Here is a 13,718-nt window from a genome sequence, read left to right on the forward strand (position 1 = left end):
GCCCGACTAGAAGGAGCCTCATGACGGCCACCAAAACAGACCTGTCCCGCCGACTTACCTCGGCACAGATCTCCATGATCGGACTGGCCGGGGCCCTGGGGACGGGACTGTTCTTGGGTTCCGGCACAACCATTGCTCACGCCGGTCCGTCCACTCTGATCTCGTACCTGCTGGCCGGCCTGATGGCCCTGTCGGTGGTGTGGGCCCTGGCCGAAATGGTGGTGGCCTACCCGGTCCCGGGTGGCTACGGCGCGGTGGCAGCCAAGTACGTCGGCCCGTTCGGCGGCTTCCTGACCCGCTGGAACTTCGCCATTGTGATGCTGATTGCGGTCGGCGCGGAGGTGACGGCCGCCGCCACCTACCTGCGGTACTGGTTTCCGGGCCTGTCCCTCGGGGTGGGGACCGCGCTCTGTTCCCTCTTCATCGTGGGCCTGAACCTGGTGACGGTCCGCCTCTACGGCTCCAGCGAGTACTGGTTCTCGATGATCAAGGTGATCGCCATCGTCGTGTTTATTACGCTGGGCCTGTACCTGATCTTCGTCGGCACCCCCACCACGCCTCCCACCGGCCTCGGCAACCTGACGCAGCACGGCGGCTTTGCCCCGGGCGGGTTCACCGGGATCATTGCCGCCACCTGCCTGGCGCTGTTCTCGTTTGGCGGGATCGAAAACGTCTCGGTGGCCGCGGCCGAGTCGGAAAATCCCTCTCGGGACGTGCCCCGGGCGGCCCGGAACATGATCTGGCGACTGCTGGTGTTCTACCTGCTGGCCATTTTTGTCGTCGTCACCCTGCAACCCTGGGATCAGACCGGCGCCTCACACGGAACCGTGGACGAATCCCCCCTTCGTCAAGGTGCTGGACCTGGTGGGGATTCCGGCGGCGGCCGACCTGATGAACGCGGTGCTGATTGTGGCGGCACTGTCCGCGGCCAACGGCTGCCTGTACGCCTCCAGCCGGATGATCCACTCGCTGGCCCTGGACGGGATGGCCCCCAGGGCAGCGGCCCACACCTGCCAGAACGGCTCGCCCCGAACCGCGGTCGGGATTGCGACCGCAGGCATGGTGCTGGCTTCGATCCTGTCCCTGGTCAGCCCGGACGACGCGTTCCTCACCCTGTACGGGTGCGCCACCGCCGGGGTGCTGGTGACCTGGTCCACCGTCATGTACACGCACCTTAAGTTCCGCCGGGCCACGGCCGAACTTCCCCCGCACCGTCTGGCGTTCTCACCGGTCACCAACTGGATCGTGATCGGGGCGTGCGCCGCCATCTTCATCCTGCTGTACCCGCTGCTGCCCATCGTCTGGTACGCGGGACTGCCCTACCTGGTGGTGCTGGGCGGCGCCTACCTACTCACCCGGTCTCGACAGCGGCGCCAAGCTAGTTCTTGATGTCCAGCACCACGCGGGTCGGGTTGGAGAGCGTGGCGATCTGCAGTTGCCGCTGCTGATCCAAACCCAAGCCAACGTGCAGTTGACCCTCGAACGTGCCATCCACATCGATCTCGATCGGCCCGACTGAGAGGGTGTCCGGTCCCTGGTAGTAAACCTCGTAGTCCGCGTCGTCCATCGGCATCTGCACCCCGGTGAAAGCCAAGTCCAGGAAGGTGGACCCGGTGACCGAAAGCGGTTCTCCGCGTCCCTGCTCCACCGGGACGGTGTCGCTCCAGGAGCCGTGCCAGCCGGGGGTGCCGTCGCCGACAAACTCGAACACAACCCGGTAGAAGCCCGGGTGTTCCCCCACCCGCACGTCGTGGATCAGCAGGTTGGACCCTGCCGCCCGGTCGTAGTCGGGTTCCACGGGCACAATTTCGTTCACCCACCGGTCGCCCTGGATCGGGGTGGTTGAGCTTTCGCTCTCGGCGGGCGAGGCGGAGGGAGCCGGGGAGGCACCCTCTGCCTCTGATTGAGGCGCATCAGACTGGGTCGACTCGACCGGGGTTGGCGCCGGGGTGGTCTCACTTTGGGCGGGGGTGGGAGTTTGGCTGCAGGCCGCCAGGGCCAAGCTCGCGGCCGCCAGCCCCACAGTTAGCTTCAGTTTCTTCATTGTTTCTCCCTTTCCCCCGCAGGTGTTCACAATTCTACCGGTCGGGCAGCAGCCCCAACAGTTCCTTGGCTGCCGCCTCGATCTCCCGGTGTCCGTACTGGGCGGCCCGCTGCTCGACCGCGATCAGGCCGGAGCGGTGGACGCGGCGAAAATCGCCGTAGGGGAACGAGTAGCTGCCCTTTTCCTCCGGGTCCTCCCCCGGCTTCACCCCCAGGTACCACCGCCCGTAGGCGGCAAATCCCTCGCGGTCCAGGAAGCGGTTTTCCGCCTCCGCGTCGGGTTTACTCTCGGTCCAGTCCCCATGTTCGTCGAGGACGACCTTCCCCTGCTTGATTAGCTCTTTGGCCTGATCAACAGCTGCTTGGTTTAGCTTGGTGTCCATCCAAACACCCTAGTCTGCTGTGACCGAGGTCGCATCAGCTACTGGGCGGAGCCGTGCACCCCCGCGGTGACGGTGCCGCCTTCGGGCCCGAACTCGGCCGCACCGGCGATGGTCACCCCCGCCTCAAACTGCCAATCCCCGTCCACCTGCAGTTTGGTCGCGGCCCGAAGCGAAGGTGCACTCGGGATCCGCTGGTCAAACTTGGCGATGGTCTTGTAGTACTTCCCGCTCAGGGCCACCTCCGGGGAGTGGTCCAGATCGGTTTCGAGGCGACCCGCCGGGCTCAATCGGTACACGTCGGAGCGCAGCAGCAGCAGCTCGTTGGTGGTCTTGACCGGGAGGAACCGGTCCCGGCCCACGCAGATGGCCGTCGACCCGGGGAAGACTTCGATCGCCGCGCCCATGGCGGTTTCAACCTGGATCACCGGGGTCGAATCAGAGTCGGTCGGATCCACGGTTTTCTCATTGCGGATCAGGGGCAGGCCCAACACGGCCGAGCCGCCCGTCAGGCGGTCCTTCAGCTGGCGCAGATCCATCCACAGGTTGTTGGTGTGGAAGTAGGGGTGGCGATGCTCGTCGGTGAAGAAGTCCATCTCCTCGGGCAGCGTCTGGGCGGTGTCGCGCAGAATCAGCTGGCCGTCACGCTTGCGCCGGGCCAGGTGGCCACCCTTCTTGTCGTTGATGGTTCGCCGGCACAGTTCCGCCGCGTAGGGCGCGCCGGTGCTGGCAAACCAACCGGCAATGGTGGGGCTCGGGTAGGCCCCCAGGTTGTCCCCGTTGGAGACGCTGGCGTAGCGGTAGCCGGCCGCCAGCAGCTGATCCAGAATCCCGGAGCCGATCAGGGCGGTGTACAGGTCCCCGTGTCCGGGCGGGCACCACTCCAGGGTCGGGTCGGCCGGCCAGGAGACCGGGGTCAGGTCGTCGGCCCGCAGCTTCGGCTCCTGGTTCTGCACGAAAGTCAGCGGCAGGTCCCCGACCGCCAGTTCGGGGTAGCGCGCCAAATAGGATTGGGTGTCATCGTCCGTCCGGAAGGAAGTCATGAACAGCAGCGGCAGTTGGACGTCGTAGCGTTCCCGCACCGACTGCACCTGGCCGACGATCAGGTCCAGGAAGTTTTTTCCCTCCCGCACTTCCAGCAGCGTCTTGGCGCGATCCAACCCCATTGAGGTGCCGAGGCCCCCGTTGAGTTTGATGATGGCCGTCTGGGCGAGGGCCGCGCGGGCGGCTTCCTCCGACACGGTCAGGTCGGCCAGGAGCGGCGGATCCAGGTAGGGCTCAATCGTGTCTTCGGGAATCATGCCGGTGACGCCCTGTTCCAGCTGGTGGTAGTAGTGCGAGAACACCTCGATGGCAGCTTCGCTGACTCCGGCTGCTCGCATTTTCTCCTGCGCGGCCAACAGACCCGACATGGATTCCCCTTATTCGTTAGTTGGTTGGGTGCGATGCCCACGACCAGGCAGCGCTGACAACGGTGAGAAGGCCGATCGCCCAAACCAGCCAGGCGATCGAGCTGGCCGCAAAGCCCCCGATCCAGGGCAGGGCGAACACGAGGGCGCCGGCCACCGCCTCGGCCAGGACCGCCAGCGCGCTGGGTTGGAACATGTCGTAGCATCCGGCCACGACCACCACCAGGCCCACGACGATCCCCCAGGGAGTAGAGATGGTGTCGTTGACAAACGCCAAGACCGCGATGACAGCTCCGAAGGCGATAATCAGCCAATCGGGTGCCGAACCGCGATCAACAATGTTGGCATTCATTTCACGACCCATGACATCCCCTTTAATCTCTCCGCCTTAAGCCTACCGAGTTTTCTGGCGCCCACCTCGGTTTTATGTCCCGGTGGACGAGGCGAACCCACGCTGACATTAGAATGGCAGGAAACGGAAGGAGCGGACCCCATGGACAAGGAAATCCTCACCTGGACCGAGTTTGGCGAGGCCTCGCGCGAGTTGGCCCGGCAGGTGCGCGACTCCGGGTGGGAGCCGGACCTCCTGATTAGTCTGGCTCGGGGTGGCCTGATCCCCGGCGGGGCCCTCGCCTACGCCCTTGACCTGAAGACCATCGGCTCGATCAACGTCGAGTTCTACACCGGCGAGGGGACGACCCTGGCGGAGCCGCTGCTGCTGCCCCCGTTCATGGAGGTCAGCGCCGACCTAGGTGGGCGGGCCCTGATCATCGACGACGTGGCCGACTCTGGCAAGACGCTGAAACTGGTGGTGGACCTGCTGTCCAAGCAGGGGGTGCGCGACCCGGCCGGTGAGCTGGTTCGCTTCGAGGTCCGGACCGCGGTGCTGTACCGCAAATCCCGAACCATCATCGAGCCCGACTACTGCTGGCGCTCAACGGATCGTTGGATCAGCTTCCCCTGGTCCACTTTGCCCCCGGTGTGAAGAACCCGGAGGAGTCGCTCATCCGCCGCTGCGCGAAGAAGCCTTTCAGCTGAATGGAGGCCTGGTCTTCCAGCACGCCGGCGATCACTTCCACCTGGTGGTTTAGCCGCGAGTCCCGCACCACGTCGCGCAGGGATCCACAGGCCCCCGCCTTGGGATCCCAGGCGCCGAACACGAGGCGGTCGACCCGCGAGTGGACAATCGCCCCCGCGCACATGGTGCACGGTTCCAGCGTGACCACCAGGGTGCACCCCTGCAGGTTCCAGTTTCCGCGGGCCACCCCGGCCGACCGGAGCGCCAAGATTTCGGCGTGAGCGGTCGGGTCGTTCAGCTCTTCGCGCCGGTTCCAGCCGCGCCCGATTACCTGCCCGTCCTCATCGAGGACCACCGCGCCCACCGGAACGTCGCCGGTGCGCGAACATTCGTGGGCGTATCGAAGCGCCCTCGACATCGCTGCTTCATATTCTTGCGGGGACCACACGCGACCAGGATAGCGGAAAAGCCCCCGCTGGGCCGGCGCTGGGGCCTGCACTTTTACCGGCCCTCGCGGGGAGAGCAAAAGCCTCCCCACCTGGGTGGGGAGGCCTGCTCACAGCGGGTTAGGCGGCGGGGATAACCGAGCCATCAGGCCACTGCTGCTGAATGAACTCGGCTACCTCCGGGGAGTGCAGCAGCTCGTCCAGCTTCTTGATGGAGTCCTCCTTAGGCGAGCCCTTGGCCCACACCAGGACATTCAGGGCCGGGTTGTTCTCGGTGGACTCAATCGCCAGCGAGTCGGCGGGGGCCAGGCCCGCTTCCTGCGCGAAGTTGCCGTTGATCACGGCGATGTCCACGTCCGCCAGGGACCGGCCCAGCTGGGCGCCCTCGGTCTCAACGAAGGTGAAGTCCTTCTTCTTGGTCACGGTGTTGACGTTGACGTCACCGGAGGCGGGCAGCTCGACCAGGCCGTTTTCGGCCAGCAGCGCCAGGGCGCGGCCCTGGTTGGTCGGGTCGTTGATGATCCCGATCTTGGCGCCCTCGGGCAGATCGTCCAGCGACTCAATCTTGTCGGAGTAGATCGCCAGCGGCTCCAGGTGGATGCCTTCCCCGGCGACGAAGTCGTAGCCACGGGCTTCGGACTCTTCCTCCAGGTAGGGGATGGTCTGGAAGTAGTTGGCATCCAGGTCCCCGGCGGCCAGCGCCTCGTTCGGCTGGACGTAGTCGGTGTATTCAACGATCTTCAGGTCCAGGCCCGCATCGGCGGCCAGGTTGTCCTGCACGTACTGCAGGATGACAGCGTGCGGGCTGGGGGAGGCCCCCACGGTCAGGGTGACCGTCTCGCCGCTCGCCGCCGCATCGGACTGGCTGGTGGACTGATCGGCCGACTGGTCGGTGGACTGGTCGGACGTTCCGGTGGAGCAGCCGGCCAGGGCCAGGGCCCCCGCGGCGCCAATCAGAGCAAAATTACGGATCTTACGCATGGTTCTTTCTTCCTTCGATTTTTGGCCTAGTGGTGGCATGATTTTGGGGTTTGACTCCGGTTGGGGATTCCTTAGCGGTGATCCACCAACCGGCTGATCATGTCACCGACCATTTGGATCGCTTGGACCAGGATGATGATCAACACCACCGTGACCAGCATGACGTCGTTCTGGTAGCGGACGTAACCGTAGTTGATGGCCATCTGCCCCAGGCCCCCGCCCCCACGGCGCCGGCCATGGCCGAGTATCCGACCAGGGTAATCAGCAGCACGGTGGTGGACTGAACCAACTGGGGCAACGCCTCGCGCACCTGCACACCCCACTGGATGCGCAGATGTGAGGCCCCCATCATCTGGGCAGCCTCAATTTTGCCCGGGTGGATCGAGGCGATGTTGGTTTCCACCAGGCGGGCAAAGAACGGAATGGCCCCAATGGTCAGGGGCACCACCACCGCTTTCCAGCCGAGCGTGGTTCCCACCAGCAGACGGGTAAACGGCTGGATCGCGATGATCAGAATGATGAACGGGAAGGAGCGGCCAATGTTGACGATCAGGCCGACCGCCCGGTTCAGGGCTGGGCGCGGGCGCAGACCCGCCGGACCGGAGGACACCAGCAGCAGCCCGAGGGGCAGACCGAACAGGACGGTCAGGATCCCGGAGCTGAACACCATGTAGAGGGTGTCGCGCACCGCGGGCAACAGCTGGGTGGTCAGGGCCGGGTTGTCCAGCCAGGTGGGATCGTTCGGACCGAATGGAATCATTGGGTCCTCTCTTCCACCGCGACGTTGTTCCGGCGCAGCTCCTCGATAATCGAGGCCGCGCTGTAGGCGGGGACCGAAACCGCGAGGCGGCCCACCTGGAGTTCCCCAATTGACTCAAACCGGCCCGAGGCGATGTCGCCCCCCATGGAGGCAATCAGGTTCAGCATGGTGGCCCCGGTGGGAACGCCCGGCCGGGAAGTGAAGGCCACGTCCAGCAGCTTGGTGCCGGGACGCAGGTCAGCGTCTTCCACCGAGGGCGGGGGAATCAGCGCTTCCGACAGGGGCGAGCCCACGTCGGAGAGCACCTGGTCCACCGAGCCGCTCTGGACCACGCGCCCGTTTTGCAGCAGGGTGACGGAGTCGCAGATTTCGGTGACCACGCTCATCTGGTGGGTGATGATCACCACGGTGACGCCCGAGGCGTCCCGCAGCTCTTTCAGCAGGGTCAAGATCTGGTCGGTGGACTCTTGGTCCAGGGCCGAAGTCGGCTCATCGCAAAGCAGCACCGGCGGGTTCGAGGCCATCCCGCGGGCAATCCCAACCCGCTGCTGCTGCCCCCCGGACAGTTGCGCCGGGTAGGAGTCGCCGCGCCCGGCCAGGCCCACGAGGCCCAACAGTTCTTCGACCCGCGCCTTGATTTGGTCGGCGGGTTGGCGGGCAATCTTGAGGGGGTAGCCAATGTTGGCGGCGGCCGTCCGCGCGTCCAACAGGTTGGCCTGCTGGAACACCATGCCGATCCGGCGCCGCGCGTCGCGCAGCTGGGACCGGGACAGGGCGGCCATGTCGAACCCGTCGACCAGCACCTGGCCACTGGTGGGACGTTCGAGCGCGGTCAGACAGCGAATCAGGGTGGACTTGCCGGCCCCGGACTGTCCAACAATGCCGTGAATGGCTCCCTGTTCAACTTCCAGTGACACGTTGTCCAGGGCGACAACATTGGACCCACCAGGCATCTGGTAGATCTTGCTGACGTCCACAAGACTGATCAAAGTGTCACCTCCATCGACCCTGGCAGTAGCACCTGCCTGCGGAATCCCGGATCAGGTTGCTGCAGCTTCCTCGAGCCAGGACTCTCAGCTGCTCTAGATGGCCAACCACCAGCATAAGGGGCAAACCTGGAGCGGAACACTTTCAAAGCCAAATTTTGGACAATCCGGGGCAAACGTGACGTATTAGACTGAGTGCTCATGAGTGAAGGAGCTGGCCGCTACGCCCCGTCCCCCTCGGGTCCCCTGCACATTGGGAACCTGCGCACCGCCCTGGTGGCCTGGGTGATGGCGCGGCAAACCGGCCGCCGCTTCTGGCTCCGAATTGAGGACATTGACCCGCACCGGACCGGGGCCGCTGACCAGCAAATTGCCGAGCTGGCCAGCCTGGGCCTGGACTGGGACGGCCCGGTCCTGACGCAGACTTCCCGCCTCGCCCGCTACGACGAGGTGCTGGCCGAGCTGGCGGAGCGGGACCAGCTGTTTGAGTGCTACTGCACCCGGCGGGAAATTGCCGAGGCGACCCGCGCGCCCCACACTCCCCCGCACCACTACCCGGGCACCTGCGCCCACCTGAGTGAGGCGGAGCGGCAGGAGCGCCGCGCCCAACTCGGGGATCGGGCCCCGGCCCTCCGGCTCCGCTCGCCCAAACGCGACTGGACCGTTCACGACGAGTTCTTCGGCGACTATTCGGGCCCGGTCGACTCGTTTGTCCTCCGCCGGGGCGACGGCGCCCCCGCCTACAACCTGGCCTGCGTGGTCGACGACGGTGAGACGGGGGTGGATCAGGTGGTCCGCGGGGCCGACCTGCTGCCCACCTCGCCCGGGCAGGCCTACCTGGCGCAGCTGCTCGGCTACCGCACCCCGACCTACGCCCACGTGCCGCTGGTGGTGAACAGTGCTGGTCAACGCCTGGCCAAGCGGGACGGCGCGGTCACCCTGGAGGACCTGGGCTGGCCGACCGAGCGGGTGCTGGAGTTGCTGACCGGATCCCTCGGCGGACCCGCGGTCACCAGCCTGGCGGAATTTCGCAACACTTTCACCCCCGCAGACCTGCCGCTGGTCCCCTATGAGTTTGGCGTCACAACGGGACTTCGGCCCCACCGGGGCGGTTGAGTTCGTACACTGGACGTATGTTATTTGCATTTTCGATTGCCCCCGCGACGTCCGACCAGCCCGACGGCTCCATGGCTCACATTGTGGCCCGGGCCGTGAAAGTCGTCAACGACTCGGGCCTGCCCACCGAAACCAACTCGATGTTCACCATTGTGGAAGGCGAGTGGGATCAGGTAATGCCCGTGATCAAGCGCGCCTGCGACGCAGTGGCGGAAGTGTCGCCCCGGGTCTCGCTGGTGCTGAAAGCAGACCTGCGCCCCGGCCAGGTCGACGCCATGCACGGCAAAGTTGAGCGCCTGAACGCAGAGTTGGCCCAGCATGAGTGACTGCCCGATTCAGCTGGACGGGGACGGGACGGTTCAGGTCAACGACCACGCCCTGGTGACCGAGATTGCCCGGGACGACCGGACGTTCTCCAGCGCGGTTTCCCGCTTCCTGCAGGTCCCCAACGGGATGGACGGCAAGTACCACACGGCGTTTCGCGCCCTGGTGGACCGGTACCTGAGCCCGCGGCGCGTCGCCGAACTGCAGGCCGGAACCCGCCAGCTGGCCGAGGAAGTGGTGGCGGAGGCGGTGGCCGGCTCCAACGCGATCGACGCGGTGGAACTGGGGGCCCAGTTTGCCGTTCGCGGCTCCTGCGCCTGGCTGGGTTGGCCGCGCGAACTGGAGGCGGAACTGCTCCGGTGGGTCCACGCCAACTTTGCGGCCACCCGCTCCGGGGAACTGGAGAAGACGGCCGAGGTGGCCCGCTGGTACAACGAGATCATCACCTCGCTGCTGAAATTCCGGCGCGAACACCCGACCGACGACGTCACCACCGAGCTGATGCAGGACCGGTCGCTGGGGCGCGCGCTCACCGACGAGGAGATCACCTCGATTCTGCGCAACTGGACCGGGGGCGACCTGGGCACCATGGCCCAGTGCGTTGGCGTGGTCGTCGCCTACCTGGCCGACAACCCGCACCTGCAGCAGCGTCTGCGCACCGGCGTTTCCGACGCGGAATGGCAGGCGGTGCTGGATGAGATCATGCGCCTGGACGATCCGTTTATGGCCAGTCGACGGGTGGCCACCCGCGACGTCACCGTGGGCGACACCCAGGTGCAGGCCGGCCAGCGACTCCGGCTGAACTGGACGGCCGCCAACCAGGACCCGGAAGTGTTCGGCGAGCAGCGTTTCGACCCGGCCGGTCACGCCGAGTTCAACCTGGTGTGGGGCACCGGCCGCCACGCCTGCCCGGGACGAGATTTGGGCACCATGCAGCTGCGCGAGCTGATCCAAGCTTTGCTGGCCGCGACCCGAATGATTGAGCCGGCGATGGATGGGGCGCGGGTGCGGTCCGAACCGCCAGCGGGCGGCTACGACTCGGTCCCGGTCTGGTTGAACTGAGGCAGCGGTTAAAGAGCGGAACCCCCGCACGGTGGGTCTCACCGGCAGGGGCTGCTGCGCGCCCGAAGGGACTCGAACCCCCAACCTTCTGATCCGTAGTCAGATGCTCTATCCATTGAGCTACGGGCGCATGGCCGCTAGGCCTCATCAAGAATAAGCAGATGCAGGCGCAGATGCCAAATCGCTGTTCTGCGATACGGATCACTGTAACGCGCCGGACAGAACCGCGACAACACGAAGGGTCCAAATTTCATAGACTGGGATCATGGCTAATCCTGTGGTTCCTGCCCGCGGCATGCGCGACATCATGCCCGCAGAGAAGAAGAAGCGCGATCGGGTGCTGGGCATCATTCGTGACGTGTACCGGCAAGCAGGCTTCGATGAGATCGAAACTCCGGCGGTGGAGCCGCTGACCCGCCTCCTGTCCAACCAGGGCGGCGAGAACGAAAAGATGATCTTTGAGATCATGCGGCGCGGCCTGCCCGCCGACGAACCGGTGATCGCCCGCGATGCCTCCGACCTGGGGCTGCGCTACGACCTGACGGTCCCGCTGACCCGCTTCTACGCCACCCACGCGGCGGAGCTGCCCCGCGTGTTCCGCGCCCTGCAGACCGGTCCCGTCTGGCGGGCCGAGCGCCCCCAAAAGGGACGGTTCCGCCAGTTCCGCCAGTGCGACATCGACATTATTGGGGACGAGCACATCACGGCCGAGGTGGACCTGCTGGTGACGACGCTGGCCGCTTTCTCTGCCCTGGGGATGGCCGAAGACATCCGGGTGCTGCTGGGGGATCGCCGCTTCCTGGTGGACCTGCTCACCGCGGTCGGGGTGGAGTCCGAACACCACGATGCGGCCCTGATCGCCCTGGACAAGAGCGACAAGATCGGCGCCGACGGGGTGCGGGCCGAGCTGCTGGAGCGGGGCCTGTGCACCCCGGACCAGGCCGACGAGCTGGTCTCGCTGAACATCGACGCCGAGGCGGCCCTGGCCGCGGGCGAGGTGAGCCTGCCCAGCGGGAAGACCGTCTCGCTGTACGACCTGCCCGCCATCGTGGCGGCGGTTCGCGCCCTGGCCCCAACCTGCCAGATTGAGTTTGACCCGACCCTGGTTCGGGGGATGGGCTACTACACCGGGCCCATTTTCGAGGTGGCCCACCGGTACCGGAACTTTTCGGTGGCCGGCGGGGGCCGCTACGACCACGTGGTCGGCAAGTGGCTGGGCCGGGAGGTGCCCGCCTGCGGCTTCTCGATTGGGTTTGAGCGGATCATCGACCTGGTGGACCTGCCCGAAGAGCAGGAGGACCGGGTGGCGCTGCTGTACAAGCCGGGTTCGGACCCGGTGCCGGTCTACCGCCTGCGCGCGGAACTGCAGGCCAGCGGTCACGCCGTGGGCCTGGTGGTGCCGCCGCGGCGCCTGGGCGGGCAGTTCTTCGAGTCGTTGGCGGCCGACGGGTACTCTCACTTTGTCGACTCGCGCCGGGAGGACGCCACTTTGGACGATTTGCGCCCGGTCCAGCGCGACCAGGACTAGCCCCACTTCGCCTCGGCCGGTGCCCGGGAAATTGTGAGCAGCGGTGACCGGCCGGCGCCGGTTTCCCTATACTGCCTGTCATGGAGCTAGTTCTGACCCTGACCTGTCCCGATCAGCCCGGCATTGTTCACGCGGTGACGGGGGCGATCGCCAACCATGGCGGCAACATTTTGGAGTCGCAGCAGTACGGCGATGCCACGTCGAAGCGTTTCCACATGCGGGTGGAGGCGGAAGGGGTGGGCGAGGTGGATCAGCTTCGCTCCCAGTTGGGTGAGCTGGCCGCGAAGATGGACATGCGCTGGTCGCTGACGGAGGCGGGTCGGGCCGTTCCGACCATCATCATGGCCTCTAAGGAGGGGCATTGCCTGTCAGACCTGCTGTATCACACCCATGAGGGGCAGATCCCGATCGACGTGGTGGCCGTGGTGGCGAACCACGAGGATCTGCGGCCGCTGGCCGAGTTCTACCACACGCCGTTCCATCACATCCCGGTGACGAAGGAAACGAAGCACCAGGCCGAAGACCAGCTGATGGCGCTGCTGGAGGAAACCGGGGCGGAGCTGATTGTCCTAGCCCGGTACATGCAGATCCTGTCGGATCGGGTGTGCGAGGCGATGGCCGGCCGGATTATCAACATTCACCACTCATTCCTGCCGTCATTTAAGGGCGCCCGTCCCTACCAGCAGGCCCACGCCCGCGGGGTGAAACTGATTGGGGCGACCGCCCACTACGTCACCCCGGACCTGGACGAGGGACCCATTATTGAGCAGGACGTCATCCGGGTCACCCACGCCGACTCGGTGCCGGAGTTGGTCTCGCAGGGCCAGGATGTGGAGCGCCGCGTCCTGTCCCGGGCCGTGCGCTGGCACGCGCAGAACCGGGTGCTGCTTAACGGGCACTCCACGGTCGTGTTCTCTTAGCCTTTCGGGGCGCCGGACGAACCCAACCCTTTGAAGCGTTCGACGAACTCGCTGAGCCGCTCAATCACCCGCTGTTTCAGCTTCAGGCGGGGGTTGCCCTTGGCGAAGCGGGAGACGGGCGGCAGCAGGTCGGAAATTTGGGTTCCGGTGGTGCGGAGCTCACCGTCGCGGAAGGACTCTTCGACCAGTCGCCGGGTCCGCTCTGGATCCAGTTTTTCTTCCGCAATGATTCCGGCCAGTTCTTCCTCACGTTGCCGGGACACGTACTGCTGCCACTGAGCGTCGATCTCATCTGCCATTGAGACGGTGTCGACGAACCGTTCAATCAGGTCTTTCTTGTTCCGCAGGGACGGGCTGGAGTCAATGGCCCGGGTGATGTCAGCGCGGAACTCTTGGTCATGCTGTTGACCGCGGTCTTCCTGGTGCTGGCGCACCAACCGCAAAATGTAGTCGACGTTGATTTCGACCTGTTTGATCAGCTCAATCTCGAAGACGACGTCGTCGATGATGTCTTCTTTTTCCAGCTCGGCGGTGCGTCTGCGCTCATTACCCAGCACCTTCGCAAACTTCAATAGCAGCGACCCCGATCCGCACGCGGGAACGCACAAGCGAGCAGATCGGATACAGAAATGGTTCGAGGCGTGGCTAAGCGATGAAGCAGATCAGGAAGCCAAACCCCTTCGCTTCAACGGAGAGTGGATAAAGAGCCGTCAGACTCGTCGTCTCATGAAACTGGGTACGCCAG

At 65.5% G+C, this 13,718-nt stretch carries 15 protein-coding genes, 1 tRNA gene, 2 pseudogenes and 1 riboswitch; of the genes and pseudogenes, 8 read left to right on the plus strand and 10 right to left on the minus strand.

Annotation, left to right across the window (positions count from 1 at the left end):
• Positions 1-74 precede the first annotated feature (74 nt).
• A pseudogene (locus SAC06_RS09665) lies at positions 75-773 on the plus strand (amino acid permease); the annotation flags it as partial.
• A 118-nt stretch (positions 774-891) separates the two neighbouring features.
• A complete protein-coding gene (locus SAC06_RS09670) occupies positions 892-1,389 on the plus strand; it encodes an amino acid permease (protein WP_350258089.1) in 498 nt (165 codons plus the stop codon).
• Here SAC06_RS09670 and SAC06_RS09675 read toward each other — a convergent pair.
• From SAC06_RS09675 to SAC06_RS09690, 4 genes are read right to left on the minus strand one after another with little or no spacing between them, the layout of a single operon-like run.
• Positions 1,379-2,044 (minus strand): hypothetical protein, encoded by a 666-nt coding sequence (locus SAC06_RS09675; RefSeq protein ID WP_350258090.1) that lies wholly within the window; start codon positions 2,042-2,044, stop codon positions 1,379-1,381. The genes SAC06_RS09670 and SAC06_RS09675 overlap by 11 nt on opposite strands.
• A gap of 34 nt (positions 2,045-2,078) precedes the next feature.
• Positions 2,079-2,426 carry a hypothetical protein gene (locus SAC06_RS09680; RefSeq protein WP_350258091.1) on the minus strand — a complete coding sequence of 116 codons (348 nt, stop codon included), beginning with the start codon at positions 2,424-2,426 and terminating at the stop codon, positions 2,079-2,081.
• 38 nt (positions 2,427-2,464) lie between these two features.
• The gene (locus SAC06_RS09685) at positions 2,465-3,835 is read right to left on the minus strand and encodes a UTP--glucose-1-phosphate uridylyltransferase (RefSeq protein WP_350258092.1); all 1,371 of its coding nucleotides are present in this window, start codon (positions 3,833-3,835) and stop codon (positions 2,465-2,467) included.
• 16 nt (positions 3,836-3,851) lie between these two features.
• A complete protein-coding gene (locus SAC06_RS09690) occupies positions 3,852-4,196 on the minus strand; it encodes a hypothetical protein (RefSeq protein ID WP_350258093.1) in 345 nt (114 codons plus the stop codon).
• A 129-nt stretch (positions 4,197-4,325) separates the two neighbouring features.
• Here SAC06_RS09690 and SAC06_RS09695 point away from each other — a divergent pair, with 129 nt between their 5' ends.
• Positions 4,326-4,817, plus strand: a complete 492-nt coding sequence (locus tag SAC06_RS09695; protein ID WP_350258094.1) for a phosphoribosyltransferase — start codon at positions 4,326-4,328, stop codon at positions 4,815-4,817.
• On the opposite strand, the gene tadA is transcribed toward SAC06_RS09695, so the two are convergent.
• The 4 genes and pseudogenes from tadA to SAC06_RS09715 all read right to left on the minus strand — a co-directional run bounded on the left by tadA (position 4,783) and on the right by SAC06_RS09715 (position 8,026).
• Complete coding sequence (gene tadA / locus SAC06_RS09700) at positions 4,783-5,388, minus strand: tRNA adenosine(34) deaminase TadA (RefSeq protein ID WP_350258095.1); 606 nt, start codon at positions 5,386-5,388, stop codon at positions 4,783-4,785. The genes SAC06_RS09695 and tadA overlap by 35 nt on opposite strands.
• A gap of 28 nt (positions 5,389-5,416) precedes the next feature.
• Positions 5,417-6,277, minus strand: a complete 861-nt coding sequence (locus SAC06_RS09705) for a MetQ/NlpA family ABC transporter substrate-binding protein (RefSeq protein ID WP_350258096.1) — start codon at positions 6,275-6,277, stop codon at positions 5,417-5,419.
• A gap of 71 nt (positions 6,278-6,348) precedes the next feature.
• Positions 6,349-7,037: pseudogene (locus tag SAC06_RS09710) on the minus strand (methionine ABC transporter permease).
• Complete coding sequence (locus tag SAC06_RS09715; protein WP_350258097.1) at positions 7,034-8,026, minus strand: methionine ABC transporter ATP-binding protein; 993 nt, start codon at positions 8,024-8,026, stop codon at positions 7,034-7,036. Before SAC06_RS09715 ends, SAC06_RS09710 begins: the two are co-directional and overlap by 4 nt.
• Positions 8,027-8,033: 7 nt before the next feature.
• A riboswitch (SAM riboswitch) is annotated at positions 8,034-8,130 on the minus strand.
• Between the two features lie 94 nt (positions 8,131-8,224).
• On the opposite strand from SAC06_RS09715, the gene gluQRS reads away from it, so the two are divergent.
• Genes gluQRS through SAC06_RS09730 form a run of 3 tightly spaced genes read left to right on the plus strand, consistent with a single transcriptional unit; the run spans position 8,225 to position 10,525 of the window.
• Positions 8,225-9,139 carry a tRNA glutamyl-Q(34) synthetase GluQRS gene (gluQRS, locus tag SAC06_RS09720; RefSeq protein WP_350258098.1) on the plus strand — a complete coding sequence of 305 codons (915 nt, stop codon included), beginning with the start codon at positions 8,225-8,227 and terminating at the stop codon, positions 9,137-9,139.
• A 17-nt stretch (positions 9,140-9,156) separates the two neighbouring features.
• Positions 9,157-9,465 (plus strand): thiamine-binding protein, encoded by a 309-nt coding sequence (locus tag SAC06_RS09725; protein ID WP_350258099.1) that lies wholly within the window; start codon positions 9,157-9,159, stop codon positions 9,463-9,465.
• Entirely contained in the window at positions 9,458-10,525 is a 1,068-nt protein-coding gene (locus tag SAC06_RS09730; protein WP_350258100.1) for a cytochrome P450, read from the plus strand. Before SAC06_RS09725 ends, SAC06_RS09730 begins: the two co-directional genes overlap by 8 nt.
• A gap of 57 nt (positions 10,526-10,582) precedes the next feature.
• On the opposite strand, the gene SAC06_RS09735 is transcribed toward SAC06_RS09730, so the two are convergent.
• Positions 10,583-10,655, minus strand: a tRNA-Arg gene (locus tag SAC06_RS09735).
• 135 nt (positions 10,656-10,790) lie between these two features.
• On the opposite strand from SAC06_RS09735, the gene SAC06_RS09740 reads away from it, so the two are divergent.
• Both SAC06_RS09740 and purU read left to right on the plus strand, forming a co-directional pair.
• Positions 10,791-12,053: a histidine--tRNA ligase gene (locus tag SAC06_RS09740; protein WP_350258101.1), complete on the plus strand. Its 1,263-nt coding sequence runs from the start codon at positions 10,791-10,793 to the stop codon at positions 12,051-12,053.
• Between the two features lie 80 nt (positions 12,054-12,133).
• Entirely contained in the window at positions 12,134-12,973 is an 840-nt protein-coding gene (gene purU / locus SAC06_RS09745) for a formyltetrahydrofolate deformylase (protein ID WP_350258102.1), read from the plus strand.
• Here purU and SAC06_RS09750 read toward each other — a convergent pair.
• The gene (locus SAC06_RS09750) at positions 12,970-13,530 is read right to left on the minus strand and encodes a type I restriction endonuclease subunit R, EcoR124 family (RefSeq protein ID WP_350258103.1); all 561 of its coding nucleotides are present in this window, start codon (positions 13,528-13,530) and stop codon (positions 12,970-12,972) included. The two genes, purU and SAC06_RS09750, sit on opposite strands and share 4 nt — an antisense overlap.
• Positions 13,531-13,718 lie beyond the last annotated feature (188 nt).

Source organism: Scrofimicrobium sp. R131 (genome assembly GCF_040256745.1).
Classification (GTDB): Bacteria; Actinomycetota; Actinomycetes; order Actinomycetales; family Actinomycetaceae; genus Scrofimicrobium; species Scrofimicrobium appendicitidis.

Excerpts from the sequence above, each read along its gene's own strand:
- SAC06_RS09670 (WP_350258089.1), top strand. The coding sequence starts at position 892 with ATGAACGCGGTGCTGATTGTGGCGGCACTGTCCGCGGCCAACGGCTGC.
- SAC06_RS09675 (WP_350258090.1), bottom strand. The coding sequence starts at position 2,044 with ATGAAGAAACTGAAGCTAACTGTGGGGCTGGCGGCCGCGAGCTTGGCC.
- SAC06_RS09680 (WP_350258091.1), bottom strand. The coding sequence starts at position 2,426 with ATGGACACCAAGCTAAACCAAGCAGCTGTTGATCAGGCCAAAGAGCTA.
- SAC06_RS09685 (WP_350258092.1), bottom strand. The coding sequence starts at position 3,835 with ATGTCGGGTCTGTTGGCCGCGCAGGAGAAAATGCGAGCAGCCGGAGTC.
- SAC06_RS09690 (WP_350258093.1), bottom strand. The coding sequence starts at position 4,196 with ATGGGTCGTGAAATGAATGCCAACATTGTTGATCGCGGTTCGGCACCC.
- SAC06_RS09695 (WP_350258094.1), top strand. The coding sequence starts at position 4,326 with ATGGACAAGGAAATCCTCACCTGGACCGAGTTTGGCGAGGCCTCGCGC.
- SAC06_RS09705 (WP_350258096.1), bottom strand. The coding sequence starts at position 6,277 with ATGCGTAAGATCCGTAATTTTGCTCTGATTGGCGCCGCGGGGGCCCTG.
- gluQRS (WP_350258098.1), top strand. The coding sequence starts at position 8,225 with ATGAGTGAAGGAGCTGGCCGCTACGCCCCGTCCCCCTCGGGTCCCCTG.
- SAC06_RS09725 (WP_350258099.1), top strand. The coding sequence starts at position 9,157 with ATGTTATTTGCATTTTCGATTGCCCCCGCGACGTCCGACCAGCCCGAC.
- SAC06_RS09730 (WP_350258100.1), top strand. The coding sequence starts at position 9,458 with ATGAGTGACTGCCCGATTCAGCTGGACGGGGACGGGACGGTTCAGGTC.
- SAC06_RS09740 (WP_350258101.1), top strand. The coding sequence starts at position 10,791 with ATGGCTAATCCTGTGGTTCCTGCCCGCGGCATGCGCGACATCATGCCC.
- purU (WP_350258102.1), top strand. The coding sequence starts at position 12,134 with ATGGAGCTAGTTCTGACCCTGACCTGTCCCGATCAGCCCGGCATTGTT.